Source organism: Marimonas lutisalis (assembly GCF_005434965.1).
In the GTDB taxonomy this organism is placed as follows: domain Bacteria; phylum Pseudomonadota; class Alphaproteobacteria; order Rhodobacterales; family Rhodobacteraceae; genus Marimonas_A; species Marimonas_A lutisalis.
Map to the genome: position 1 here is coordinate 1,193,375 of NZ_SKCI01000001.1, position 23,631 is coordinate 1,217,005.

The window sequence follows — 23,631 nt, forward strand, 5'->3', positions numbered from 1 at the left end:
TCGGGGGCTTAGATGGGGATGTAGCGGATCGAGGTTCCGGCGGATTGCGCCGGTGCGCTCGGCGCGCTGATCGCCAGGGCATTGGCCTTGGACAAGATGCTGAGAAGCGAACTGTCCTGCCGCGAAAAAACGGTGATCTTGTCGCCGTCGATATGGGCGCGCTGGTAATGTTCGCGGGGTCCGTTGGCGGGCAGATCGTGCGCCAGAATCGCCATGCGCTCTTCCGAGCGCTGCGCGCCAAGGCCCAGCATCGCGTTGATCATTGGCGTCAGGAACACCCGACCGCAAACCATCGCTGAGACGGGGTTTCCGGGCAGGCCGACCATCACCGCATCGCCCATGCGCCCCGCCATTAGCGGTTTGCCGGGGCGCATGGCGACCTTGTAGAAGGCGCGGTCCATGCCCATCTCGCCGGCGACATCGCCCACCAGGTCGTGGTCGCCGACAGAGGCGCCGCCGATGGTGACGATCAGATCCGCATCGCTTGCCAGCGCAAAGGTGGTTTCCAGGCTTTCGCGCGTGTCGCGGGCGATCGGCAGCAGGCGCGGGGCTGCGCCCAGCCCTGCCAACATCGCGTGGAGACCGAACGTGTTCGAGGCGATGATCTGGTCGGGGCCAGGTTCCTCGCCTGGCATGACAAGCTCGTCCCCAGTGGAGATCAGGGCCACCTTTGGTTTGCGCGCCACCTGAACGAGATCGATGTTCATCGACGCCATCAAGGCGATATCCGAAGGCGACAGGCGGCGTGGCGCCTGGATCGCGTCGCCAGCGCGGAAATCCGTACCCAAGGGGCGAATGTTGGATGCGCCGGTTTGCTCGTTCATGATGGTGATCAGGTCGCCGCGGCGTTCGACATCTTCCTGGATCACGACATGGGTTGCGCCTTCGGGCAGGGGGGCGCCGGTGAAAATGCGCACGGCTTGGCCGGGTTTCACGCGGCCTTCAAAACGATGCCCTGCCGCGCTTTCACCGATCACTTTGAACTGGGCGTGCAGGTCGGCCTCGTCGCCGGACACGGCATAGCCATCCATGGCCGAGGCGGAAAAGGGTGGCTGATCCCTTCGGGCCGTGACGTCGCGGGCCAGGACACGACCGGCGGCCTCGATCAACGGAACGGTTTCCGGCTCAAGCTGAGTGACCAGATCAAAAAGATGCGACAGTGCCTCGTCAACCGATATCATGTCGCCTCGTACCGTCCTGATTTTCCACCATCTTTCAGGACCACACGGACATCCGAAATGACCATGCCCTTGTCTGCGGCTTTGACCATGTCATAGACGGTGAGCGCTGCCGTCGACACGGCGGTCAGCGCCTCCATTTCGACGCCGGTCTTGCCCGTGGTCTTGACCGTCGCCTCGATCTGCACGCCGGGCAGGTCCGGGTCGAGCGTGAGGTCGACCGAGACCTTCGTCACGGGAAGCGGATGACAGAGAGGAATCAGATCGGGGGTTTTCTTGGCCCCCATGATCCCGGCCAGCCGCGCAACCGACAGAACATCGCCTTTCTTGGCCCGACCTTCGGAAATCAGATCGAAGGTCTCCTTCGCCATCCGAACAGCGCCGCGGGCCGTGGCCACGCGGGTGGTGTCGGGCTTGTCCGAGACATCCACCATGTGGGCGTCGCCCTTGGCGTCGAAATGGGTCAGCTCTGCCATGGTCTACATCCCACCGGCGGTCAGCGGCGCTTCGAGCAGCGCGCGGGTGGCGGCTTCGACATCGGGCTGGCGCATCAGGCTTTCCCCGATCAGGAAACAGCGCGCACCATAGCGCGCCATGTCGGCAAGATCCTGCGGCGTGTTCAACCCGCTCTCGGAGACGATCATGCGGTCGGCGGGCACATGGCGCGACAGCTCGCGCGTGGTGTCGAGCGTGGTCTCGAAGGTCTTGAGATTGCGGTTGTTGATCCCGACCAGGCGCGAGGTAAGCTTGCCCGCGCGTTCCAGTTCATCCGCGTCATGCACCTCGATCAACGCATCCATGCCCCAGGACGTGGCCGCCGCTTCAAGCTCGGCGGCCTGCGCGTCGGACACGCTGGCCATGATGATCAGGATGCAATCGGCGCCAAGCGCTCGGGCCTCGGCCACCTGATAGGTGTCGTACATGAAGTCCTTGCGCAGGACCGGCAGGGCGCAGGCAGCGCGGGCCTGCACCAGGTACTCCTTGTCGCCCTGGAAACTGGGCGTGTCGGTGAGAACCGACAGGCAGGTGGCCCCGCCGGCGGCGTAGGCCCGGGCGAGGGCGGGGGGATCGAAATCCGCGCGGATCAGCCCCTTGGAGGGGCTGGCCTTCTTGATCTCGGCAATCAGGCCGTATCCGCTGCGGGTGGCATCGAAGAGCGCATCGGCAAAGGGGCGCACGGGCGGGGCGTCTTTCGCCGCGGCTTCAACCTCGCTCAGGGGTTTTGCGGCCTTGTCGGCGGCAACCTCTTCGAGCTTGTAGGCCTTGATCTTGTCGAGGATGGTCGCGGTCATGAAGTCTCCGAAGTGATCTGGGCGAGAGCGTCGATCTTCTGTTTGGCGGCGCCTGAGTCGATGCTTTCGCGGGCGATGTCGACGCCTTCGCGTAGGTCCGCCGCCTTGCCAGCAACGACCAGCGCCGCAGCCGCGTTCAGCAGAACGGCATCGCGATAGGCCGAATGCGCGCCTTCAAGCAGCGCCTCGAAAGCCTTGGCGTTGTCTTCGGGCGTTCCACCCAGGATCGCCTCGAACGGGTGCACGGGCAGGCCGAAATCCTCGGGGTGCAATTCGGTGTCGCGCACGCTGCCATCTTCTTCCAGCGCCGAGACCCATGTCACGCCGGTGATCGTCATCTCGTCGGTGCCGTCGCTGCCATGAACGAGCCAGGCGCGTTCGCTGCCCAGTTGACCCAGGGTTTCCGCCATGGGCCGGATCAGCGCGCGCGAAAACGCCCCCGTCAGCTGGCGTTTGACGCCCGCGGGGTTGGTCAGGGGGCCGAGGATGTTGAATATCGTGCGGGTGCCCAGTTCGGCCCGTACGGGACCGACATGCGCCATGGCGGGGTGATGCATGGGCGCCATCATGAAAGCGATACCGCAAGCCTGCAGCGCCTTTTCAACGATCCCGGGGCCAACCATCACGTTGACGCCCATCTGCGTGAGCGCATCGGCCGCGCCCGATTTCGAGCTGAGGTTGCGGTTGCCGTGCTTGGCCACCGGCACGCCGGCCCCGGCGACGACAAAGGCCGTTGCCGTCGAGATATTGAGCGTGCCCTTGCCGTCGCCACCGGTACCCACGATGTCCATGGCGCCTTTCGGCGCGGTCACCGCATGGCACTTTGCGCGCATCACGGCGGCCGCGGCGGTATATTCCTCGACCGTTTCACCGCGCGTGCGCAACGCCATCAGCAGCCCGCCAATCTGGCTGGGAGTGGCTTCACCCTCAAACAGGATCGCAAAGGCTTCCTCGGCCTCGTCACGGGTGAGGGGGCGGTCGGCCGCGGCGCCGATCAGGGGTTTCAGACGATCACTCATGCCGGCACTTTCAATTCGTCGAGGAAGTTTTTCAGCAGCGCATGGCCGTGTTCCGATGCGATGGACTCGGGGTGGAATTGCACGCCGTGGATGGGCAACTCACGATGCTGCAGGCCCATGATGGTGCCATCGGTCAGTTCTGCCGTCACTTCGAGCGTATCGGGCAGGGTTGCGCGATCGACCACCAGCGAGTGATAGCGCGTGGCCTGGAACGGGTTGGGCAGGCCTTTGAACAGCCCTTTGCCGGTGTGATGTATCTCACCCATCTTGCCATGCACGATTTCGTGGCAGCGCACGACCTTGCCGCCGAAAGCCTGGCCGATGGTCTGATGCCCAAGGCAGACACCCATCAAGGGCGTGCGCGTCTCGGCGGCGGCCTCGGTCAGTGCCAGGCAGATCCCCGCCTGATCCGGATCGCAGGGGCCCGGCGACAGTAGAATGCAGGCCGGGTTCATCGCCATGGCGGTCTGCACGTCGAGCGCGTCATTGCGTTTGACCACGACCTCGGCGCCCAACTCGCCCAGAAAATGCACGAGGTTGTAGGTAAAACTGTCGTAATTGTCGATCAGAAGCAGCATCTTGCCCAACTTGTTGTCATTGGGGCTGGAGGCCCGGCCCCGGGTCGCGGTATACATGTTCAGGCTTGCGGCGCACCGTCAAGGGGGCGCGCTGTCCCGCGCGGCAGGAAAAAAGAGGTAGAAGCAGTGGCACGCGGATTTCTGAGCGGAATTCTTATCGGTGGCGTGGTAGCCGTTGGCGGCGCGGCTGTCTTGTCTTTGATCGTCGACCCGCCCGATCCGCCAAAGCCCGAGGCGACGGCGCTGGAAGTGCCAGCGGGGTCCGAATTCAACCAGGCGCGCAAGGACGAAGAAGCGGAGCTGCCCGCGACTGAGCCGCAGCCCGAGGCTGCGCAGGTGCCCAGGGTGACAGCCCCGGCTGTCGATGATCTGGCCGCGCTGGATGACAGCGACACGACGCCTGCCGCCGTGCCCGAAGCTGGTGTGCCGCAGGGTGAACTTGCCGCGCCGAGTGAAAGCGCACCTGTGCAGGTCGCCGTCGGGGAGGAGAGCCCGGTCAGCCCGGTAGAGGTGGCCGAAGCGCCCGCTGCGCCAGAGGAAGAAGGCGATCTGTCGATTTCGACCGACCCGGCACAGCCCCGGGCGCCATCGGCCGAAACGCCGCAGACCGCCTTTGGCGGCGCGTCGGAAACGGCCGGTGCCGGGCCAGAAGTGCAAAGCGATGCGCCGGCTGTTCCGGCCACACCGCAGGTTGATGAAGAGCCGGTGGATGCGGCGCAAGTTTCGGAAAAGAAAGACGAAACCGAGCTTGTCATCTCCGTGGAGCCGGAAGCGAAGCCCGAACCGCAGGCTCCGGATGTGGCGGTGACGATTGAAGAACCGCAAGCGCCGCAGGGCGGCGATGAGAGCGATACGGCGTCGCAGGCGGCCGTGAACGAGGCGCAGACGGAAAGCGAGGCAACGGAGGCCGAACCCGCGCCTGAGCCCGACGCGCCGACCGTGATCCGGCCGCGGGACGACGTGGTTGAACCCGCGAGCGCGGAGCAGCAGGAGGAGACCGCGATCAGGATCGGCAAGCCCGCCGGATCGCTGATTAATCGCGACACGGGCGCGACGGTACGACGCCCGACGACGCAGGACGCAGGCCGGGAAGCACCCGCCGCAGAGCCGGAAACGGGTCAGGAGATCAGTACCGAACCACCGGTAAGGCGCTATTCCGTGCCTTTTGAAGCACCTGAAAACAAAGCAAAAATGTCGATCATCCTGATTGATGATCCGGACAGCAGCGTGGGCATTGAGGCACTGTCGACCTTTCCCTATCAGTTGAGTTTCGCCGTGGATACGAGCCTGCCGCAAGCGGAAGATCGGATGGCGATCTACCGGGCGGCGGGGTTCGAGGTGCTGGCAATGGTGAGCCTGCCAGACGGCGCTGCGCCGGGGGATGTGGAGGTGGCGATGCAGAGCCTGATGGCGCGGGTGCCGGAAGCGGTGGCGGTGATGGAAACGCCGGGGGGCGGGATCCAGCAAAGCCGCAACATGTCGGCACAAGTTACTGAAATTCTGAGAGATTCCGGACATGGCCTGGTGCTGTTCCCGAAAGGGCTGAACACCGCGCAGAAACTGGCGGCGAAAGAGGGCGTGCCCTCGGCTGCGGTGTTCCGCGACTTCGATGCCAACGGCGAAAAGCCCGGTGTTATCAGGCGCTTCCTGAACTATGCCGTGCTGAAAGCGGACAGCGAAGGCGGCGTGGTGATGGTGGGCCGGCTGCGGCCCGACACGGTGACGGCACTGCTCTTGTGGGGGCTGGAGGACCGCGCCAGGGACGTGGCGCTGGCCCCGGTCAGCGCGCTGTTGCAGGCGCAGCAATAGCAATGGTTAACACCTCCGGGACCCGCGGAAACCGGGGGTGATCTGCGGCTGACATCCGGCTGACATCCGTGCACCGCCGCAGCGCGGCAATTCTTAAGAGAAAATTCATTAACGCAGCGTGCGCTGCGCTGGCCGCGCGTTGGCCGAGCGGGCCTATTCCGAGATAAAACGGCGCTCCATCGAAACCTCTTGCCGGCGCATCAGCGCCCAGGCTGTTTCCATGTGGTCGCGCATGATGTCGCGGGCCAGATCGGCATCGCCGTCGCGCAGGGCTGCGACCAGGCGCTCCTGGTGGTCGCGGCCCTGTTCCCAGAGCTCGAGGTTGGGCGGCGAGTAGAGCCGGCGATAGACCGTGAGATCGGACAGGAGATTGACCATGAAGTCGATCACGAAGCCCAGGAGCGGGTTTTGCGCCTGTTCGGCCAGGATGGCGTGAAACCGCAGCGAGGCGACGTGCTGCTGGCGTTCCTCGTCCACGGTGGTTGCCGGTTCGGAATATTGGGCGATGTTGGCGGCGAGCTGATCGAGCACGTCGTCAGACAGGTTTCCCGCGAGCGAGGCGGCCAGTTCGGGTTCGAGCGCGAGGCGCAGCTGGTAGATGTCGCCGATGGTGAGATTCTTGAAATAGAAGTAGTTGCCCAGGAGCGCCTTGGCGCGCTGGCGGCTGACCTCGTGCACGAAGCTGCCGCCGCCGGGGCCGGTGCGGGTCTTGATCAGGCCCTGCGCCTCGAGGATGCGCATCGCTTCGCGGATCGTGCCCTTGGCCATGCCGAAGCGTTCGATCAATTCGGCCTCGCCGGGCAGGCGATCACCGGCCTGCAGGCCCTGTTCGACGACCCAGTCCTTGATCGCCTCGGCGACCTGGACGGGGCGGCTGAGCCGGGGTTCAGGTTTCGAGCGGGTGGTGGCAGGCGGCAAGCTGGTCGTCTCCCATGGGTGTAAGGGCCGGTTCTTCCCGGCGGCAGATATCGGTGGCGCGCGGGCAGCGGCCGGCAAAGGCGCAGCCCGGCGGCGGGTTGAGCGGGTCGGGCAGTTCGGTGTCCTTCTGCTCGGGTGCCGTCAGCGGCCGGCCGACGACCGGCGCACTGTCGGCGAGCAGTTTTGTATAGGGGTGGCGGGGGTTTGCAAAGATGCTCTCGGCCCGGCCGATTTCGACGACAGCGCCGAAATAGAGCACGATGATGCGGTCGCTGACCGCTTCGACCACGGCCAGGTCATGGGTGATGAAAAGGTAGGTGAGGCCGAAGTCGCGCTTGAGATCGGCCAGCAGGTTCAGCACCTGCGCCTGCACCGAGACATCGAGCGCGCTGACCGGTTCATCGAGGATGATGATGCGTGGATTGGCGGCCAGCGCGCGGGCGATGCCGATGCGTTGCGCCTGGCCCCCGGAAAACTCGTGCGGGTAGCGGTCGAGGAACGCCTCGCGCAGGTTCACCGAGGCGAAAATCTCGGCGATGCGGACATCGCGTTCGGGCTTTGGCATGTGGTAGAGGCGCTTGAGCGGCGCCTCCATCACCTGGCGGATTGTCTTGCGCGGGTTGAGCGAGCTGAGCGGATCCTGGAAGACATACTGGATGAGCTTGCCGAAGGCGGCCGGGTCGGCGTTGTCAAGCGCGCGGCCCTCGATCTCGATCGTGCCCTGCGTGGGCTCCAGCAGCCCAACGAGCATGCGCGCCAGCGTGGACTTGCCGCAGCCGGATTCGCCCACGACGCCCAGGGTTTCGCCGGTTTCGACCTGAAACGACATCGGCCGCACTGCGCGCACGCCGGGCGGGGCCGCGCCGAAGAGCGGTTTCTTCAGCGGGAAGGTCTTGGCGAGGTTATCGACCTTGAGCGCGGGCATCAGACGAGCTCCTCGGGGTAAAGGCAGCGCACGGCGCGGGGCGGGGTGCCGGAGAGAGGGATGTCGCCCGTGCGGCAGGCCTCCTGCGCCTTGTCGCAACGGGGCGCAAAGGCGCAGCCCGGCGGCAGATCATCGACCATCGGGGGCAGGCCGGGGATGGCGGCCAGTTCGCGCCGCCCGCCCCCCAGTTCCGGCACGCAGGCGATGAGGCGTTTGGTATAGGGATGGGCAGGGGCGGCCAGCACAGCATCGGTCGGGCCGTTCTCGACGATCCGGCCGGCATACATCACCGCGACCCGGTCGCAGAGCTGCGCCACGACGCCGAAATCATGGGTGATGAAAATGATGGCGAGGCCGCGTGCGCGCCGCAGGTCATCGAGCAGCGACAGGATCTGCGCCTGCACGGTGACGTCGAGCGCGGTGGTAGGCTCGTCCGCGATGATCACGTCGGGCTCGTTCGCCAGCGCCATGGCGATGCCCACGCGCTGACGCATGCCACCCGACATCTCGTGCGGGAAATCGTCGATCCGCGCCTCGGCGTTGGGGATGCGCACATCGTGCAGGAGCTGGATGGCGCGGGCCCGCGCCTCGGCCATCGGCACCCTGTGATGCGACCGGATCGCCTCGGCCAGCTGGTGGCCGACGCGGTAGAGCGGGTGCAGCGTGGAAAGCGGATCCTGGAAGATATAGGCCACCTTGTCGCCGCGCTTGGCGCGCAGCGCGGCATAGGGCGCGCCGATCAGGTCTTCGCCCTGAAAGCGCACGGCGCCGCCGGTGATCACCCCGGGCGGCGAGGCGACGAGCCCCATGACCGACAGCGCGGTAACCGATTTGCCCGAGCCGGATTCGCCGATCACGCCCAGGCATTCGCCCGGTTTCACCGCGAGTGACACGCCGCCCACGGCGCGATAGATCCGCTCGCCCACGTGGAATTGCGTGTGCAGGTCCTGGATCGCCAGCAGATCATCGGTGGGGGCGGGAATATCGCCCTTGCGTGCGACCAGCGTGGTGGCGCGCGGCCGCGACAGCGCGCCCGAGCGCAGCCGCGGGTCGAGCGCATCGCGCACGCCATCGCCCAGCAGGTTGATCGACATGACGATGAGAAAGATCATGATCCCCGGCACGACCGAGGTATGCGGATGCGAGATGAGCGCCGAGCGCGCCTCGCCCAGCATCGAGCCCAGATCGGCCTGCGGCGGCTGGCTGCCGAGGCCGAGAAAGCTGAGCCCAGCGGTTTCCAGGATCATCCAGCCCACGGTGGTGGACATGGCGATGATGATCACCGGCAGGACATTGGGCAACAGTTCGGTCAGAAGGATGCGTGTGTGGCCCATGCCCGCGAGCCGCGCGGCATCGATGAATTCGCGGCCCGCAAGGCCCACGGTGACGCCGCGGATGTTGCGGGCGAAGAAAGGCACGTTGACGGCGGCCACGGCAATCAGCGCGTTCATCAGCCCGGGGCCAAGGGCCGCGACGATGGCCAGCGCCAGCAGGATGTAGGGAAAGGCCATCAGCATATCGACGCCGCGCATGATGACGTTGTCGATGCGCCCGCCGAAATAGCCCGCGACGATGCCGATCGCCGAGCCGATGGTGGCGGCAATGAGCGCCGCCGCGACCCCCACGGCCAGGCTGAGTCGCGTGCCGTGCAGCAACCGGCTGAGCAGGTCGCGGCCCAGGTGATCGGTGCCCAGGATGTGGCCGTCGGTCAGCGGCCGCTTGAAACGGTCGGCGGTGGCGGTGATATCGGGGTCCTGCAGCGGCAGGAGCGGGGTGAGCAGCACCAGCGCCACGATCACCGCCAGAACCACCGCGCCCATCGCCGCCAGCCGGTTGCGGAACAGCAGATTCAGGAACGCGCTCATGTCTTGATCCTCGGATCAAGCAGGCTCTGCGCGACATCGACGGCGATGTTGAACATCACGTAGCAGGCGGCGACGAAGACCACGCCGCCCTGAACCAGCAGCAGGTCGCGCTTCAGGATCGCGTCTACCAGCATGCGGCCAACGCCGGGCCACTGGAACACGATCTCGATATAGACCGCGCCCGACAGCACGAAACCCGCCTGGATGCCCAGCACCGGGATGATCGAGACCATCGCGGCGCGTAGCGCGTGGCCCAGGATGACGCGCCGTTCGGGCACGCCCTTGGCCCGCGCGGTGCGGATGTAGTCCTGCCGCAGCACTTCGAGCATGGCCGAGCGCGACAGCCGCGCCACCACGCCGGTGGCCACGGCGGCCAGCGCCAGCGCCGGCATCACCAGGTGCCGCAGCAGGTCGGGCAGGTCACCGCCGCCATAGATCGCGTACATCCCCGACACCGGCAGCCAGCGCAGGTTCACCGCGAAGGCCAGGATCATCATCATGCCCAGGAAGAACGACGGCACCGAGATGCCGATCAGCACCACGAAGGTGATGAGCTTGTCCGCGAGGCCGTACTGGCGGGCAGCGGAGACCACCCCGGCCAGGATGCCGAGCACCGAACACAGAACAAAGGCCGTGCCCGCCAGGATCAGCGTCGCGTTGAACCGTTCCAGCACCTCGTCCAGCACCGGCCGGTTGAGCGAGAAGGAGCGCCCGAAATCGCCCTGCAGCATGTTGCCCAGCCAGATGAAGTAGCGCTGCACCATCGGCTTGTCGAGGCCGAGATCGCGGTTCAGTTTCTCGACATTCTCGGGCGTCGCGTAAGAGCCCAGGATCGCGGTGGCCGGATCGCCGGGTATGAGCGACATGATCAGGAAAACGATGATCGTGATCCCGAAAAGCACCGGGATCGCCGAGACCAGTCGTTTCAGGATATAGCCGCCCATCGTCGCCCTTCATCTTGCCGGAAATATCCCGGGGGGAGTCACGAAATCCCCGGATTTCGTGGCCGGGGGGCAGCGCCCCCCGCCCTGGTCGGGCCGGGCATGGTCCGGCCCGAACCCTGTCAGTTCTTCACCACGCCCTGCAGGTGCAGCAGGAAGGACGGCTCGAGCCCGAAATTTTCGACCCGGTCATTGGTCACCGCGTTCTGTTTCCAGTTGGCGACAAAGACCCAGGGCGCGTCGTCCTGCACGATGGTCTGCATCTGCTTGTAAAGCTCGGCGCGCCTGGCCTGGTCGGTCGCCACGCGGGCCTCTTCCAGCAGTTTGTCGACCTCCGGGTTGGAGTAATAGCCCGAGTTGAAGCCGCCCTTGTCTGGCCAGGCCTCGGAGCGCAGCGCGAGATAGGGCAGGGTGTCGGGATCGTTCGTCATCCACGCCATCTCGGCCATGTCGGCCTTGCCTTCGAGCCCGGGGTTCACCTCGCCCAGGAAGGTGTTCCATTCGTAGGTCTCGATCTTCACGTCAAAGCCAACGGCCTGGAGATCGGCCTGGATGGCGGTGCCCATCGGCACCGGGTCGAGCATGCCCGAGCCGCCCTCGGTGACATAGAAGGTGAGCTCCGCCCCCTCGGCCCCGGCCTCGGCAATCAGTGCCTTGGCTTTCTCGGGGTCATAGGGGTAGGGATCGAGCGCCTCGTTATAGGCCCAGGCAAAGGCGGGCGGGGTCGGGCCTGCCGCAACGGTGGCGGTGCCTTCGAGCACGTCGTTCACGATCGCCTGCTTGTTGATCGCGTAGTTTGCTGCCTGGCGCACGCGCTTGTCGGCAAACGGGCCTTCCTTGGCGTTCAGGATCAGGAACCAGACATGCGGGCCGGCCTGTTCGGCGATCGAGAACCCGTCGCCCTGGAACTGGCCCAGCGAGGTGGGCGGCACTTCGACCATCAGATCGATGCCGCCGGCCAGCATCTCGGCCACGCGGGTGTTGGCATCGGTGATCGGGCGGAAGACCACGGCCTGGGTGCCGGCCTTGTCGCCCCAGTAGCCGTCGTTGCGTTCGATCACCACCGCCTCGTTCGAGCGCCATTCGGCGAATTTGAACGGCCCCGTGCCGACGGGGTTGCGGCCGAACTCCTTGCCGTGCGCCTTCACCGCCTCGGGCGAGACGAGAAGGCCGGTGGGGTAGGCAAGGTTCGACAGGAAGGGCGCGTAAGGCGCGTTGAGGGTGAATTTCACCGTCATCTCGTCGACCACCTCGGTCTTCTCGACCGCGCCGAAGAAGAACGACAGCGGGAAGGGGCCGGTGTCGTGATAGGGGTGATTCTCGTCCAGCATCCGGTCGAAATTGAATTTCACCGCCTCGGCGTTGAGCGGCGTGCCGTCATGGAAGCTGACGCCGTCGCGCAGGGTGAAGGTGTATTCGGTGCCGTCTTCGCTGATGTCCCAGCTGGTGGCCAGCGCCGGTTCGACCTCGAGCGTGCCGGATTTGTAGCGGGTCAGGCCCTCGTAAACATTGACGAGGATACGGAAATCATTGACCGCGGTGACGGCGGCTGGGTCGAGCGACTTGGGCTCGGCGATCTGGCCGACGATCAGCACGCCAGGGGGCGTTTGCGCGGTAACGGGCGTCGGCAGCGCGCCGAGCGACAGGAGGGCGCCGGCAGCGGCCGCCATCACGCCCCGGCGGGTCCATTTCAGTAATGTCATTGGTGAACTCCCAGTTGGCATTATAGCATAGCGGTAAATTATCATGATAAATTGTGTGGGTCAATTTTTCATGATAAATCTGCAGCCCCTGTTAGGATACGGATGATGACCTTTTCGATTCTCGCCAAAGACCCCGAAACCGGCGCCATCGGCGGCGCCGCGGCGACCGGCAGCCTGTGCGTGGGCGGCTGGGTGCTGCGCGGGGACCTGGCGGCGGGGATGTCGGCGAGCCAGGGCGCGGCGCCCTCGACCTTCTGGGGCGAGGAGGTGCTGGCGGGCATGCGCGGCGGCGAGCGCGCTGCGGCGGCGGTGGCGCGGGTGACGCAGGCCGATCCGGGCCGGGCCTACCGCCAGTTGTCGGCGCTGGACCTGGACGGCGGCACCGGCGCCTTTACCGGCGAGAAGAACGAGCCCGCGCGTGGCAGCCAGGCCTTTGCCGGTGGAATCGTGGCAGGCAACATGCTGGCCTCGACCGACGTTCTGGTGCGCATGGTCGCCGGATACGAGGCCGACGACGGCGCGTTCGACCGGCGGCTGCTGGCCGCGCTGCGCGCGGCCGAGGCCGCGGGCGGGGATTTTCGCGGGCTGATGTCGGCGGCGCTACTGGTGCTGCATCCCGAGCGCCCGCCGCTGACGCTGCGGGTGGATTTCCACGAGAGCGATCCGATCGGCGCGCTGGAGGCGCTGCACGGGCGCGCCACGAGCGGCGATTATGCCGACTGGGCCCGGCAGGTGCCGGTTGCCAGCGACCGCACGCGGGTGCTGGACTAGCCCCCCTTGACCGTGAGGGCGCGCCAGGCGCCCGGGGCGAGATCGCCCAGCCGCCAGTCGCCGACGGCGACGCGGATCAGGCGCAGCGTGGGGTGGCCGATATGGGCGGTCATCCGGCGGACCTGACGGTTGCGGCCTTCGGTGATGGTGATCTCGAGCCAGCAATCCGGCACGGATTTGCGAAAGCGCACCGGTGGGTCGCGCGGCCAGAGCCAATCGGGTTCGGGCACGCGGTGGACCTGCGCGGGACGGGTGGCACCATCCCTGAGCGTGACGCCCCGGCGCAGCTGGTCGAGAGCATCCTCGGAAGGAAGGCCCTCGACCTGGACGAGATAGGTTTTCGGCAATTTGAAACGCGGATTCGAAATGCGGGCCTGCAATTTACCGTCATCGGTGAGCAGCAGGAGCCCTTCGCTGTCGCGGTCGAGCCGGCCAGCCGGGTAGAGGCCCTTTTCGGTGATATAACCGGCCAGCGTGGGGCGCGGCGGATCGCTGTTGTCGGTGAACTGGGTCAGCACGCCGAAGGGTTTGTTGAAGAGGATCAGGCGCGCGGTCTGGCCGGCGCGGGAGGAGCGAGGGGCCAGCCCCTCGCGCTCCCCGAGGTATTTTTGGTCAGATGAAGAGGCGGAGGGGCGGCGCGGACGCCCGCGTTTGCCTTGTGGGCGCTTACCCGTTGCCATTGCCGGTAAAGCGCGCGGCATCGGCGGCGGCGCGGCGGATGGCGTTGGATTTGTGCACGGTCTCCTGGTACTCGGCCTCGGGGTCGCTGTCATAGACCACGCCGCCGCCGGCCTGAATGTAGAGCGTGTCGTCCTTGACCACCGCCGTGCGCAGCGCGATGCAGACATCCATGTCGCCGCCGGCGCTGAAATAGCCCACGCCGCCGCCGTAGACGCCACGTTTCTCCGGCTCGAGCTCGTCGATGATCTCCATCGCGCGGACCTTGGGCGCGCCCGAGACGGTGCCGGCGGGCAGGCCGGCGAGCAGCGCCGAGAGCGCGTCGTGATCTTCGGAAAGTTCGCCCACGACGTTGGAGACGATATGCATGACGTGGGAGTAGCGTTCGATGATGAACTTCTCGGTCGGGCGGACAGTGCCGATTTTCGCCACGCGGCCCACATCGTTGCGCCCGAGATCGAGCAGCATGAGATGTTCGGCCAGTTCCTTTTCGTCGGCCAGCAGGTCCTGTTCGAGGGCGAGATCCTCTTCCCGCGTAGCGCCGCGGGGGCGGGTGCCGGCGATCGGGCGGATGGTGACCTCCTGCCCGAAGACCCGGACGAGGATTTCGGGGCTGGCGCCCACCACCTGGAAGCCGCCGAAGTTGAAATAGAACATGAAGGGCGACGGGTTGGTGCGCCGCAGCGAGCGATAGAGCGCGAAGGGCGGCTGGCGGAAGGGCAGGGCCCAGCGTTGCGAGGGCACGACCTGGAAGATATCGCCGGCGCGGATGTAGTCCTTGGCCTTCTCGACCGCGTCCATGTAGCCCGCTTTGGTGAAGTTCGAGACCGGTTCGGCGTCTTCGCCCGCTTCTCCGAGGTCGCGGGCCTGCTGGGGCAGGGCGCGTTCGAGATCGCGCACCGCGTCCATCACGCGTTCGGCGGCCTGCGCATAGGCGGCGCGCGCCGATTGCCCGCCCGAGACCCAGGCGGGCGAGCAGACGGTGACATCGCCCTTCACCCCGTCGAGCACCGCCACCACTGTGGGGCGCAGGAGCGTGGCATCGGGCAGGCCCAGCGGATCGGGCGGTACGTCGGGCAGCCGTTCGACCAGGCGGATCATGTCATAGCCGAGATAGCCGAAGAGCCCGGCCGAGGCGGCGGGCAGGTCATCGGGCAGGTCGATCTTCGATTCCGCCAGAAGCGCGCGCAGGTTGTCGAGCGGGTGGCCGGCCTGAGCCTCGAACGCGTCGGCATCGAAGCGGGCATGGCGGTTGAGGCGGCTGTTCTCGCCGTGGCACTGCCAGATCAGGTCGGGCTTCATGCCGATGATCGAGTAGCGCCCGCGCACTTCGCCCCCGGTGACGGATTCGAGCATGAAGGCATCGCGCGCGGCGCCGGTGAGCTTCAGCATCAGTGACACCGGCGTGTCGAGATCGGCGGCCAAGCGGGTATAGACGAGCTGATTTTCGCCGCGGTCATAGGCGGCGGCGAAATCGTCGAAGGAGGGCGTGAGGTCCATAGCCGGCCTTACTGGAAGTTGGCGAGAACGGCGTTGATGGCGTTCTCGTCGAGTTGCAGGCCGGCGCGGGCCTGAACGTCGCTGATGAAATACTGGTAGATGTCCTGCGCCTGGCCGCTGCTCATCTGCTGGGCCAGGGCGGCGCGCAGCGCGGGCACGGCCTCGTCGGCGTCGTCGGGCGGCAGGATGGCGTCGAGCCGGACGATCAGAACCGCGGCGGGGATCTCGATCATCTCCACGGCGCCGGGTTCCATTTCGAAGACGCGGGTGAGGAAATCGGCGCTGGTGCCGGCGATGAATTCGCCCCGGGTGATGTCGGTCTCCTGCGTCACGGTCAGGCCGAGAGCGGCCATGTCGGCCTCGGGCGTGATCTGCGGGAGGAGAGCCTGGGCCTGACTGGCCAGGCGGCGGGCGGTTTCGGTATCCTGCCAGGCGGCGATGACATCGTCGCGCACATCCTCGAGCGGTTGCAGGCGGGGGGCCAGCATCTCGTCGAGGCGCAGGGTGGCGATGCCACCGTCGTCAAGCTCGATCAGTTCGGGGAAATCACCGTCCTTCACGGCCTGGGCGGCGTCCTGGAAGGCGATGTAGCCGGCGGGACCATCGGAGCTTTCGGGGGTCCAGTCGAGCGTTCCGAGCTGCATGTCGGTTTCCTGCGCCAGTTCCTCGATCGTGGCGCCGGCGGCGAGCAGGTCGTCGATCGGGCCCATCTCATCACCGATGGCGCGGCGGGCACGGTCGGCGGCAAGTTCGTCGCGCAGCTCGTCGCGGGCGTCCTCGAAGCTCATCGTGCGGGCGGGCAGCACGGCGTTGACGCGGAAAAGCGCGGGGCCGAGATCGGTGGCGAAGGGACCGACGACGGCGCCCGCATCGGCGTTGAAGGCGGCGGGGCCGGCTTCGCCCAGGTCGGATTGCAGAACGTCGCCCATATCCACGTCGGCGAGGTCGAGGCCGCGTTCGGCGACGATGTCCTCGAAGCTTTTCTCATCGGACTCGAGGGCGATCTTGGCAGCTTCGGCGCTGGCTTCGTCGGGGAAGGCCAGGCGTTCGACCAGGCGGCGTTCGGGCTGGTTGAACTCTTCGGCGCGTTCTTCGTATTTTTCGCGCAGGAGCGCGTCGTCGATCTGGATGTCGTCGGCCAGCATGTCGGGCGCGAGCCAGGCATAGGTGATGCGCTTCATCTCTGGCAGGGTGAAGGCCGCGGCGTTGTCCTGGTGGTAGGTTTCGAGCTCGGCCGCGGTGGGGGCGGGCAGGGGCTCGGCCAGGTCGGACTCGCCCAGGCGGGCCCAGGTGAAATTGCGGCGCTCGGCAACGTGTTTCAGGATCGTGTCGGCATAGGTGTCGGGCGCGGGCACCCCGGCGAGCATGGCGGCCTGCAGCAGGCCGCGGGCCATCTCATCGCGGATGCCGTTTTCGAACTCGGCCTCGGTCTGGCCGCTGCGGTCGAGGAAGAACTTGTAGGCTTCGCGGTCGAACTTGCCGTCGATGCCCTGCAGGCCCTGCAGCTGCTGCAGCTGGTCGGCGAGGTTGTCATCGCCGATCGAGATGCCGAGGCTGGCGGTCTCGGCGTCGAGTGCGGTGGCACCGATCAGGCGGGCCAGCGCGACCTGGTCGAGCCCCATGGCGCGGGCCTGCGGGAAGGGAATGGGTTGGCCGGTCTGCGCTTCGCGGGTGCGGATTTCATCCTGCAGGGCGCGGACATATTCGTTGACGGTGATCTCTTTGCCGCCGACATCGCCGATGGTGCGGATATTGCCCGACAGGTTGGTCACGCCGAAGCCGCCAAGCCCGAGAATGAGCAGGGCCATGAGGATCCAGACGAGGGTTTTGGTAGTGCTGCCGCGTGCCATGAGCGCCCCTTTGCCGGGTGAGTGATTTCAGGTCGGATGATGTCTATTGCTTTGGCCGCGCAGGGGCAAGGCTGAGACGGTCCCGACGGTGAAAAACATGGATCGTGCCAGGCCTTTGGCCGGGTGCGGACCGGCGGGTATCAGAGGCGGAGGGTTTCGAGCCGCGAGAAGAGTTCGGATATGCCGGCGCGGTCGATATTGGCGAAGGCGATACGCAACTGGCGGGTGCCGGTGGGGTCGCCTTCGGGCATGAACATGGTGCCGGGCAGCAAGAGCACGCCCGCCTGTTCCACCAGCCGCGGGGCAAGCTGATCCGAGGGCATGTCGAACGGGTGTTCGACATAGGCGAAATAGGCCCCAAGGCCCAGGAGTTTCCAGCCCTGCGCGGCGAGACGGGGAAACCCCTCTTCGATGGCGGCGCGGCGGTCGAGGATCTCGGCGCGTTCGCCGGCGAGCCATTGGGCGAGGTTCTGCATCCCCCAAAGGGCCGCGCGCTGGCCGAGCTGGCTGGGGCAGATGGTGACGGTGTCGATGAATTTCTCGACCTCGCGGAGCAGGTCCGCATTGGCCACCAGCGCGCCGACGCGGTGGCCGGTCAGCCGGTAAGCCTTTGAAAAGGAATAAAGGTGGATCAGGGTGTCGGGCCAGTCGGGATCGGTGAAAAGATCATGCGGTGCGCCCGATACCCCGTGAAAATCGCGGTAGGTTTCGTCGATGATGAGCCGGATACCGGCCTCTCGGGCGAGTTCGAAAAACGCGCGGATCGTGGCGGGCGGATATTCGACGCCGCCGGGATTGTTGGGGGTGACCAGCACGATGGCGCGGGTTTTCGGCGTGATCAGCGCGCGGGCGATTTCGGGGTCCGGAACGAGGTCCGCGCCGGTGGGCAGGGCCACGGCGTGGACGCCCGACATGTCGCACCACATCTTGTGATTGAAATACCAGGGCGTCGGCAGGAGGATCTCGTCGCCCTCGGTGGTCAGGGCGGCGCAGGCGGCGCAGAAGGCCTGGTTGCAGCCCGAGGTGATGGCGACCTGATCAGGCGACACGGCCCCGCCATAGAGGCCCGGCCATTGCGCCGCGATTTCGGCGCGCAGGGCGGGCAGGCCCAGGTCGGGGCCGTAGAGATGCACCGAGATATCATTGCGGATGATCTCGGCCAGCGCGTCGCGCATCGCTTCGGGGGGCGCGGCCACGGGGGCGGCCTGGCTGACGTTGATCAGCGGCCGGTCGGGCGGGAAGGTGACGCCCTTGAGCCAGCCGATCGCCTCCATTACGGGCGGGCGGAAGGTGGTGGCAGTGCGGCTGGTCATGCGGGGACCTCCGGAAGGGGCAGGGCGCCGGGCTCAGTCGACCCCGCGATAGGGTTCGACATATTGCAACGCCATGTCCCAGGGGAAGAAAATCCAGGTGTCCTGGCTGACCTCGGTGATGAAAGTGTCGACCTGCGGCCGGCCCTTGGGCTTGGCGTAGACGGTGGCGAAATGCGCCTTTGGATACATCTGGCGCACGAGTTCCAGCGTCTTGCCGGAATCAACCAGATCGTCGATGACCAGGACGCCTTCGCCATCGCCCATCATTTCGGCATCGGGGGCCTTGAGCACCTTGGCTTTGCCCTGATCCTGGTGGTGGTAGGATTTCACGCTGATCGTGTCGACGGTTCGGATGTCGAGTTCGCGCGCGACGATCATCGCGGGGGCCATGCCGCCGCGGGTGATGGCCACCACGGCGCGCCAGGCGCCGTCATCGGGGCCCTGCCCATCAAGCCGCCAGGCCAGCGCGCGGCTGTCGCGGTGAATCTGGTCCCAGCTGACGTGGAACCCTTTTTCGTGGGGCAAACGGTCGGTCATGGCAGCATTCCTTATCGATCGAGCAGGAGCCGCAGGCCGAGCACGCCCAGGACGGTAGCGGCGATGCGGTCGAAAACGGGTTTGAGGCGCAGATAGCCATCGCGCGCCGGCGCTGTCGAGAGGGCAATCGCGAAAAGACTGTAGGCAATATATTCGACGGCGAGGTGATTGGCCACGATCAGCGCCTTTTCCGTCAGGCTGAGCCCGGCGGGAAAGATCACGATTAGCACCGAGGCGGCGAAGAGCACCGATTTCGGGTTGGCGAGGTTCACGCTGAGCCCGGTAAGAAAGGCGCGGTGGCGCGGCACCGGCGCGGCATGGGCCGAGATCGGTTTCGCCGCGTCGCGCCACATGTGAGCCGCGATCCACATCAGGTAGAGCGCGCCGGCGATCTTCAGCGCGAGATAGGCCCAGGGAAAGAGCGCGAAGACCGCATCGAGCCCCAGGAGCGCCAGCGCGGTCCAGCCCGCCGCCATGGTGCCGAGGCCAAGGCCCGTGGCGATGCCATGTGCGCGCCCGCCGCTGAGCGTGGCACGGATCGAAAGCAGCATGGCCGGTCCGGGCGACGCCATGGCCGCCAGCAGCGTGAGGTTGAAGGCGATGAGATGGGCGAGGGTCATGGCTGGGGCGAGGCCTCGACTGGTTCGAAACGGGCGTGCAGGTGGTTGAAGGCGTCGATCCGTTCGACGCGCAAAAGCCCGGCCAGACGGGTGGCGGAGGCGGGCCAGAGTTCAAGCGTGAGTGTCGCCATACGGCCATCGATGCGGGTTATGCCGGTAGCGCGCAGCATCGAGAGTTCCTGAGCGGCGCAGGCTGCGCCCGAGAGGTCAGGATAGGCGAACGTGATCTTGTGGCGTCCCATTTCGACGGTGTGGTTTTCGGGGAGCGGAACGCTTGCGAGTTTCAACTCGACTGGGGTGCCATCCACCGAGACGTCCCGCAGAAGCGGCCCGATAATGAAGTCGTGGCTGCCGGGGGTCTTGTCCATGCGCAGGGCCGCGTCGCGCACCCGGTAGGCGCCCCGCGAGGTGAGTTGCCAGCGACTGTCTGACAGGGCGTTGGCGAGGTCGGCGTCGTCTTGCCATGGGCAGTCTGCCAGTGACGGCGACGCAACGAGAAGCCCGAGCGCCAAGCAGAGTGCCGGGCCCCGCACTCGGTCAGCCTTTCTCGATATCGGGGGCGTCGACCGCCTTCATCCCGACCACGTGGTAACCCGCATCGACGTGCAGGTTTTCGCCAGTCACGCCCGAGCCCAGGTCGCTGAGCAGGTAGAGCGCGGAATTGCCGACATCGTCGATGGTCACGTTGCGGCGCAGGGGCGAATTGTACTCGTTCCATTTCAGGATATAGCGGAAATCGCCGATGCCAGAAGCCGCGAGCGTCTTGATCGGGCCGGCGGAGATGGCGTTGACGCGGATGCCGTCCTTGCCAAGATCCTCGGCCATGTACTTGACCGACGCTTCGAGCGCGGCCTTGGCGACGCCCATGACGTTGTAATGCGGCATGACCTGCTCGGCGCCGTAATAGGTGAGGGTGAGGGCGCTGCCGCCGTCGCCCATGAGTTTCTCGGCGCGCTGCATGACGGCGGTAAAGCTGTAGCAACTGATATCCATGGTCATCAGGAAGTTGTCGCGGCTGGTGTCCACGTAGCGGCCGCGCAGCTCGTTCTTGTCGGAAAAGCCGATGGCGTGGACGAGGAAATCGAGCTTGCCCCACTTGGCTTCGATCTCGGCAAAGGCGGCGTCGATCGAGGCGGCGTCGGAGACGTCGCAATCGATCAGCGTATCGACACCCAGCTGATCGGCCAGCGGGGCCACGCGTTTGCGGAAGGCATCGCCCATGTAGGAAAAGGCCATTTCGGCGCCGGCCTCGGCACAGGCCTTGGCGATGCCCCAGGCGATCGACTTGTCATTGGCAAGCCCCATGATCAGGCCGCGCTTGCCCGCCATCAGATTGTTCGACATGGTTTTCCCCCATATGAAGGCCGATGGCCTGTCCCTCTATTCAGTTGATTGAATTCTTTAGGCGATTGGCTAGGGTGCATCAAGGGCGCGGGTGACGCGAAGCCGGGACGGGAGAGCGGTGTATCATGACGGACAGATCGGGAATTTTCGCGGGCGACGACCCGTTTGCCATCGCGCGGACGTGGCTGGCCGAGGCCGAGGCCAGCGAGGTGAACGATCCCAACGCGATCGCACTGTCGACGGTCGATGCTGACGGCCTGCCCAATGCGCGCATGGTGCTGCTCAAGGAAATCGAGCCCGACGCTTTCGTATTCTATACCAACTACGGCAGCACGAAGGCGCAGGAACTGGACGGCGCCGGCAAGGCCGCGTTCGTGATGCACTGGAAGAGCCTGCGCCGGCAGATCCGGGTGCGGGGCCTGATCAGCCGCGAGGAAGGCCCGAAGGCGGACGAGTATTACGAATCGCGGTCCTTGAAGAGCCGCCTGGGAGCCTGGGCATCGCGCCAGTCGCAGCCGCTGAGTTCGCGCGGGGCGCTGATGGCCGAGGTCGCCAAGGTGACGGCCCAGCACGGCACCCATCCCAAGCGACCGCCGTTCTGGGGCGGGTATCGTTTGCAACCGCTGGAAATCGAGTTCTGGGCCGACGGAGCCTTCCGCTTGCATGATAGGTTCCGGTGGCGCCGTTCCGACGTAACGTCAGTTTGGGAGACTCAACGCCTGAATCCATGAATTTCGCGTCACGCGAAATGCAATCGGTTGAAAAACCTTTTGTTTTTTCCGCTTGCAAGTCGTGGTCGCATTGCGCAAGACAGATGTGTCTGGGGGATGGAAGCTGACGGATGTCTAATTTTGGTACAGGATGGGAATAACGCGCGCGCGCTTTTTGGACATGTGAAATGGTTTGATCCCGTAAAGGGGTTCGGGTTCGTGGTTGCCGATGAAGGCGGGCCGGATATCTTGCTTCACGCAAACGTTTTGCGGAACTTTGGCCAGAGTTCGGTCGCCGATGGCGCCCGGATCGAGGTGACGGTTCAGGAAACGGAGCGTGGGGTTCAGGCTGTGGAGGTGCTGAAGATCGAACCGCCCGAGGGCATCGAGGAAGCACCCCTGGCTGATTTTCAGGAAATTGATCCGGAGGTGCTGAGTTCGGCGCCGTTGGAACCTGCACGCGTGAAATGGTTCGACAAAGCCAAAGGGTTCGGCTTTGCGAATGTTTTCGGGCGCAAGGAAGATGTGTTTCTTCACATCGAGGTTCTGCGTCGCTCGGGCCTGGCGGATCTTCAGCCGGGCGAGGCGCTGGCGCTTCGGGTGATCGATGGCAAGCGCGGCCGCATGGCGACTGAGGTCTGCGCCTGGGAGGCCGGGCTGAATTCCCGAGAGGACTGACCGGATGACCGGTGCCCTGCGGCGGATCGGATGGGCGGTGCTGACCGCAGTTCTGGTCGCCACGGGGGCGGTGGCGGAAACCTGCCGGGAGGACGCGGTGCTGTTGCGCGGTGACTGGGGGCAGGCGCGGTTCGGCGTGGAAGTCGCCGATACTGGTGGCGAACGGGCCCGCGGGCTGATGCATCGCGAGAACCTGCCGAAAAGCCGGGGCATGCTGTTTGTCTATCACAAGGTGGGATACGTGGCGTTCTGGATGAAGAACACGCTGATCCCGCTCGACATGATTTTCCTGGATGAAACCGGAACGGTGGTGAAAGTGCACCACGAAGCGCAGCCGCTCGACCCAACGGTGATCCCCGGGGGCGACAATGTGAAGGCCGTGCTGGAGATCAATGGCGGGCTGGCCCGCGACATGGGCATCGCCGAAGGCAGCGAGATGCGGCACCCGTCCTTTGGCAAGGCGGCCGCCTGGCCCTGCGACTAGCCTTCCGCCTGCGCCAGGCAGAGCGCGGCGCCATGCAGCGCGGCGCTGTCATTCTCGATCAGGCGCAGGGGCATGGATGTGACGATATCGCGATAGGCGCCGCGGTCTGAAAAGGGCCCGGTGAAATCGGGGCCGTCGCACCAGCGAAAGAGCGCCCGCCCGACCGATCCGGCAAGGTAGATCCCGCCATAGGACAGATGCGCCAGCGCGAGGCTGCCGAGATAGGCGCCGAGCACGCGCAGCACGAGGGCGAGGCTGGCCTCGGTGCCCGGGGCGCGGGCGGTGATGTCATGTGGCGCGCGCGCCTGGCCTGCCAGCACGCGGTGCACGCGGGCGAGGCCGGGACCCGAGAGCACGGCCTCGGCCACGGGCGCGCCGAAATCGGCGGCGATGCGGGCGAGGGCGGCGGCATCGGCCTTGCCGGTGAAGGGCAGCGACAGGTAGCCGGATTCACTTGGCGGCACGAACACCCTGCCGCCCAGAGAATGCGCCACGGCGACGTTGATGCCGGTGCCGATGGCCACCACCAGCCGCGTGTGCGACAGCACGGAGCCCGCGATGTCGGGACAGGCCAGTGCATAGCCCATGGCCTGAAGATCATTGAGCAGCACAATGGCGTCGCAGCCGGTGGCGCGGGCCAGTGCGGCGCGGTTGGTGGACCAGTCGCGGTTCGTCAGTTGCACGCGGTCACCCTGCACTGGGCCCGCGGCAGCCACGCAGACGGCGGCGGGTCGGGCACCGGTATCAGAGAGATACTCGGCCAGCAGCGTTTCAATGCCCGCAACACCGTCATTGGCGATGTTGCGCACCGATCCCGGGCGTAGCGTGGCGCCATCGGACAGGGCCAACCGGCTGTTGGTGCCGCCGATATCGGCAAGGAGGAAGGGGGCATTGCGCGACATGGGGCAAGCTTAGCCG

At 66.1% G+C, this 23,631-nt stretch carries 24 protein-coding genes; 5 read left to right on the forward strand and 19 right to left on the reverse strand.

Annotated features, from left to right (window positions below; all coding sequences use genetic code 11):
- Positions 1 to 8: 8 nt before the first annotated feature.
- The 5 genes from E0501_RS05735 to E0501_RS05755 are packed head-to-tail and all read right to left on the reverse strand — an operon-like array spanning position 9 to position 4,067.
- The gene (locus tag E0501_RS05735) at positions 9 to 1,181 is read right to left on the reverse strand and encodes a molybdopterin molybdotransferase MoeA (RefSeq protein WP_137700358.1); all 1,173 of its coding nucleotides are present in this window, start codon (positions 1,179 to 1,181) and stop codon (positions 9 to 11) included.
- Complete coding sequence (moaC, locus tag E0501_RS05740) at positions 1,178 to 1,654, reverse strand: cyclic pyranopterin monophosphate synthase MoaC (protein ID WP_137700359.1); 477 nt, start codon at positions 1,652 to 1,654, stop codon at positions 1,178 to 1,180. Before moaC ends, E0501_RS05735 begins: the two co-directional genes overlap by 4 nt.
- 3 nt (positions 1,655 to 1,657) lie before the next feature.
- Positions 1,658 to 2,470, reverse strand: coding sequence for an indole-3-glycerol phosphate synthase TrpC (gene trpC / locus E0501_RS05745; RefSeq protein WP_137700360.1), 813 nt, complete (start codon positions 2,468 to 2,470; stop codon positions 1,658 to 1,660).
- Positions 2,467 to 3,489: an anthranilate phosphoribosyltransferase gene (gene trpD, locus E0501_RS05750; protein ID WP_137700361.1), complete on the reverse strand. Its 1,023-nt coding sequence runs from the start codon at positions 3,487 to 3,489 to the stop codon at positions 2,467 to 2,469. The genes trpC and trpD overlap by 4 nt, the downstream gene beginning before the upstream one ends.
- Positions 3,486 to 4,067, reverse strand: coding sequence for an anthranilate synthase component II (locus E0501_RS05755; protein WP_137700859.1), 582 nt, complete (start codon positions 4,065 to 4,067; stop codon positions 3,486 to 3,488). Before E0501_RS05755 ends, trpD begins: the two co-directional genes overlap by 4 nt.
- A gap of 126 nt (positions 4,068 to 4,193) precedes the next feature.
- On the opposite strand from E0501_RS05755, the gene E0501_RS05760 reads away from it, so the two are divergent.
- Entirely contained in the window at positions 4,194 to 5,876 is a 1,683-nt protein-coding gene (locus E0501_RS05760; RefSeq protein WP_137700362.1) for a divergent polysaccharide deacteylase family protein, read from the forward strand.
- Between the two features lie 153 nt (positions 5,877 to 6,029).
- On the opposite strand, the gene E0501_RS05765 is transcribed toward E0501_RS05760, so the two are convergent.
- The 5 genes from E0501_RS05765 to E0501_RS05785 form a co-directional block, all read right to left on the reverse strand.
- Positions 6,030 to 6,794: a FadR/GntR family transcriptional regulator gene (locus E0501_RS05765; protein WP_137700363.1), complete on the reverse strand. Its 765-nt coding sequence runs from the start codon at positions 6,792 to 6,794 to the stop codon at positions 6,030 to 6,032.
- Complete coding sequence (locus E0501_RS05770) at positions 6,763 to 7,722, reverse strand: ABC transporter ATP-binding protein (RefSeq protein WP_137700860.1); 960 nt, start codon at positions 7,720 to 7,722, stop codon at positions 6,763 to 6,765. The genes E0501_RS05765 and E0501_RS05770 overlap by 32 nt, the downstream gene beginning before the upstream one ends.
- Positions 7,719 to 9,584, reverse strand: a complete 1,866-nt coding sequence (locus E0501_RS05775) for a dipeptide/oligopeptide/nickel ABC transporter permease/ATP-binding protein (RefSeq protein WP_137700364.1) — start codon at positions 9,582 to 9,584, stop codon at positions 7,719 to 7,721. Before E0501_RS05775 ends, E0501_RS05770 begins: the two co-directional genes overlap by 4 nt.
- Entirely contained in the window at positions 9,581 to 10,528 is a 948-nt protein-coding gene (locus tag E0501_RS05780) for an ABC transporter permease (protein ID WP_137700365.1), read from the reverse strand. Before E0501_RS05780 ends, E0501_RS05775 begins: the two co-directional genes overlap by 4 nt.
- A gap of 119 nt (positions 10,529 to 10,647) precedes the next feature.
- Positions 10,648 to 12,228 carry an ABC transporter substrate-binding protein gene (locus tag E0501_RS05785; protein WP_137700366.1) on the reverse strand — a complete coding sequence of 527 codons (1,581 nt, stop codon included), beginning with the start codon at positions 12,226 to 12,228 and terminating at the stop codon, positions 10,648 to 10,650.
- 105 nt (positions 12,229 to 12,333) lie between these two features.
- Between E0501_RS05785 and E0501_RS05790 the strand changes: the two genes are divergently transcribed.
- Complete coding sequence (locus E0501_RS05790; protein ID WP_137700367.1) at positions 12,334 to 12,999, forward strand: DUF1028 domain-containing protein; 666 nt, start codon at positions 12,334 to 12,336, stop codon at positions 12,997 to 12,999.
- On the opposite strand, the gene E0501_RS05795 is transcribed toward E0501_RS05790, so the two are convergent.
- From E0501_RS05795 to fabI, 8 genes are all read right to left on the reverse strand, one after another.
- Positions 12,996 to 13,679 carry an rRNA large subunit pseudouridine synthase E gene (locus E0501_RS05795; RefSeq protein WP_137700368.1) on the reverse strand — a complete coding sequence of 228 codons (684 nt, stop codon included), beginning with the start codon at positions 13,677 to 13,679 and terminating at the stop codon, positions 12,996 to 12,998. The two genes, E0501_RS05790 and E0501_RS05795, sit on opposite strands and share 4 nt — an antisense overlap.
- The gene (gene trpE / locus E0501_RS05800) at positions 13,666 to 15,177 is read right to left on the reverse strand and encodes an anthranilate synthase component I (RefSeq protein WP_137700369.1); all 1,512 of its coding nucleotides are present in this window, start codon (positions 15,175 to 15,177) and stop codon (positions 13,666 to 13,668) included. Before trpE ends, E0501_RS05795 begins: the two co-directional genes overlap by 14 nt.
- Before the next feature lie 8 nt (positions 15,178 to 15,185).
- Positions 15,186 to 17,027, reverse strand: coding sequence for a peptidyl-prolyl cis-trans isomerase (locus E0501_RS05805; protein ID WP_137700370.1), 1,842 nt, complete (start codon positions 17,025 to 17,027; stop codon positions 15,186 to 15,188).
- A gap of 140 nt (positions 17,028 to 17,167) precedes the next feature.
- Positions 17,168 to 18,340: an aminotransferase gene (locus tag E0501_RS05810; protein WP_137700371.1), complete on the reverse strand. Its 1,173-nt coding sequence runs from the start codon at positions 18,338 to 18,340 to the stop codon at positions 17,168 to 17,170.
- Between the two features lie 33 nt (positions 18,341 to 18,373).
- On the reverse strand, positions 18,374 to 18,877 hold the full coding sequence (gpt, locus tag E0501_RS05815) for a xanthine phosphoribosyltransferase (protein WP_137700372.1): 504 nt from the start codon (positions 18,875 to 18,877) through the stop codon (positions 18,374 to 18,376).
- A gap of 11 nt (positions 18,878 to 18,888) precedes the next feature.
- Entirely contained in the window at positions 18,889 to 19,497 is a 609-nt protein-coding gene (locus tag E0501_RS05820) for a LysE family translocator (RefSeq protein ID WP_137700373.1), read from the reverse strand.
- Positions 19,494 to 19,865, reverse strand: a complete 372-nt coding sequence (locus E0501_RS05825) for a hypothetical protein (RefSeq protein WP_137700374.1) — start codon at positions 19,863 to 19,865, stop codon at positions 19,494 to 19,496. Before E0501_RS05825 ends, E0501_RS05820 begins: the two co-directional genes overlap by 4 nt.
- A 169-nt stretch (positions 19,866 to 20,034) precedes the next feature.
- Positions 20,035 to 20,841, reverse strand: coding sequence for an enoyl-ACP reductase FabI (gene fabI, locus E0501_RS05830; RefSeq protein WP_137700375.1), 807 nt, complete (start codon positions 20,839 to 20,841; stop codon positions 20,035 to 20,037).
- A gap of 125 nt (positions 20,842 to 20,966) precedes the next feature.
- Between fabI and pdxH the strand changes: the two genes are divergently transcribed.
- From pdxH to E0501_RS05845, 3 genes are all read left to right on the forward strand, one after another.
- Entirely contained in the window at positions 20,967 to 21,572 is a 606-nt protein-coding gene (gene pdxH / locus E0501_RS05835; protein ID WP_137700376.1) for a pyridoxamine 5'-phosphate oxidase, read from the forward strand.
- A 96-nt stretch (positions 21,573 to 21,668) separates the two neighbouring features.
- Positions 21,669 to 22,229: a cold-shock protein gene (locus E0501_RS05840; RefSeq protein ID WP_137700861.1), complete on the forward strand. Its 561-nt coding sequence runs from the start codon at positions 21,669 to 21,671 to the stop codon at positions 22,227 to 22,229.
- Between the two features lie 4 nt (positions 22,230 to 22,233).
- A complete protein-coding gene (locus tag E0501_RS05845) occupies positions 22,234 to 22,713 on the forward strand; it encodes a DUF192 domain-containing protein (RefSeq protein WP_137700377.1) in 480 nt (159 codons plus the stop codon).
- Here the strand turns inward: E0501_RS05845 and E0501_RS05850 are convergent.
- Complete coding sequence (locus tag E0501_RS05850; RefSeq protein ID WP_137700378.1) at positions 22,710 to 23,615, reverse strand: glucokinase; 906 nt, start codon at positions 23,613 to 23,615, stop codon at positions 22,710 to 22,712. The two genes, E0501_RS05845 and E0501_RS05850, sit on opposite strands and share 4 nt — an antisense overlap.
- Between the last annotated feature and the right edge of the window lie 16 nt (positions 23,616 to 23,631).

Bases quoted from the DNA above. Each gene is read 5' to 3' on its own strand.
- trpE (WP_137700369.1), bottom strand. From the start codon at position 15,177: ATGGACCTCACGCCCTCCTTCGACGATTTCGCCGCCGCCTATGACCGC.
- E0501_RS05755 (WP_137700859.1), bottom strand. From the start codon at position 4,067: ATGCTGCTTCTGATCGACAATTACGACAGTTTTACCTACAACCTCGTG.
- E0501_RS05785 (WP_137700366.1), bottom strand. From the start codon at position 12,228: ATGACATTACTGAAATGGACCCGCCGGGGCGTGATGGCGGCCGCTGCC.
- E0501_RS05845 (WP_137700377.1), top strand. From the start codon at position 22,234: ATGACCGGTGCCCTGCGGCGGATCGGATGGGCGGTGCTGACCGCAGTT.
- moaC (WP_137700359.1), bottom strand. From the start codon at position 1,654: ATGGCAGAGCTGACCCATTTCGACGCCAAGGGCGACGCCCACATGGTG.
- trpC (WP_137700360.1), bottom strand. From the start codon at position 2,470: ATGACCGCGACCATCCTCGACAAGATCAAGGCCTACAAGCTCGAAGAG.
- pdxH (WP_137700376.1), top strand. From the start codon at position 20,967: ATGACGGACAGATCGGGAATTTTCGCGGGCGACGACCCGTTTGCCATC.
- trpD (WP_137700361.1), bottom strand. From the start codon at position 3,489: ATGAGTGATCGTCTGAAACCCCTGATCGGCGCCGCGGCCGACCGCCCC.
- E0501_RS05825 (WP_137700374.1), bottom strand. From the start codon at position 19,865: ATGGACAAGACCCCCGGCAGCCACGACTTCATTATCGGGCCGCTTCTG.
- E0501_RS05820 (WP_137700373.1), bottom strand. From the start codon at position 19,497: ATGACCCTCGCCCATCTCATCGCCTTCAACCTCACGCTGCTGGCGGCC.
- E0501_RS05840 (WP_137700861.1), top strand. From the start codon at position 21,669: ATGGAAGCTGACGGATGTCTAATTTTGGTACAGGATGGGAATAACGCG.
- E0501_RS05790 (WP_137700367.1), top strand. From the start codon at position 12,334: ATGACCTTTTCGATTCTCGCCAAAGACCCCGAAACCGGCGCCATCGGC.
- fabI (WP_137700375.1), bottom strand. From the start codon at position 20,841: ATGTCGAACAATCTGATGGCGGGCAAGCGCGGCCTGATCATGGGGCTT.
- E0501_RS05805 (WP_137700370.1), bottom strand. From the start codon at position 17,027: ATGGCACGCGGCAGCACTACCAAAACCCTCGTCTGGATCCTCATGGCC.
- gpt (WP_137700372.1), bottom strand. From the start codon at position 18,877: ATGACCGACCGTTTGCCCCACGAAAAAGGGTTCCACGTCAGCTGGGAC.
- E0501_RS05735 (WP_137700358.1), bottom strand. From the start codon at position 1,181: ATGATATCGGTTGACGAGGCACTGTCGCATCTTTTTGATCTGGTCACT.
- E0501_RS05775 (WP_137700364.1), bottom strand. From the start codon at position 9,584: ATGAGCGCGTTCCTGAATCTGCTGTTCCGCAACCGGCTGGCGGCGATG.
- E0501_RS05810 (WP_137700371.1), bottom strand. From the start codon at position 18,340: ATGACCAGCCGCACTGCCACCACCTTCCGCCCGCCCGTAATGGAGGCG.
- E0501_RS05850 (WP_137700378.1), bottom strand. From the start codon at position 23,615: ATGTCGCGCAATGCCCCCTTCCTCCTTGCCGATATCGGCGGCACCAAC.
- E0501_RS05780 (WP_137700365.1), bottom strand. From the start codon at position 10,528: ATGGGCGGCTATATCCTGAAACGACTGGTCTCGGCGATCCCGGTGCTT.
- E0501_RS05795 (WP_137700368.1), bottom strand. From the start codon at position 13,679: ATGGCAACGGGTAAGCGCCCACAAGGCAAACGCGGGCGTCCGCGCCGC.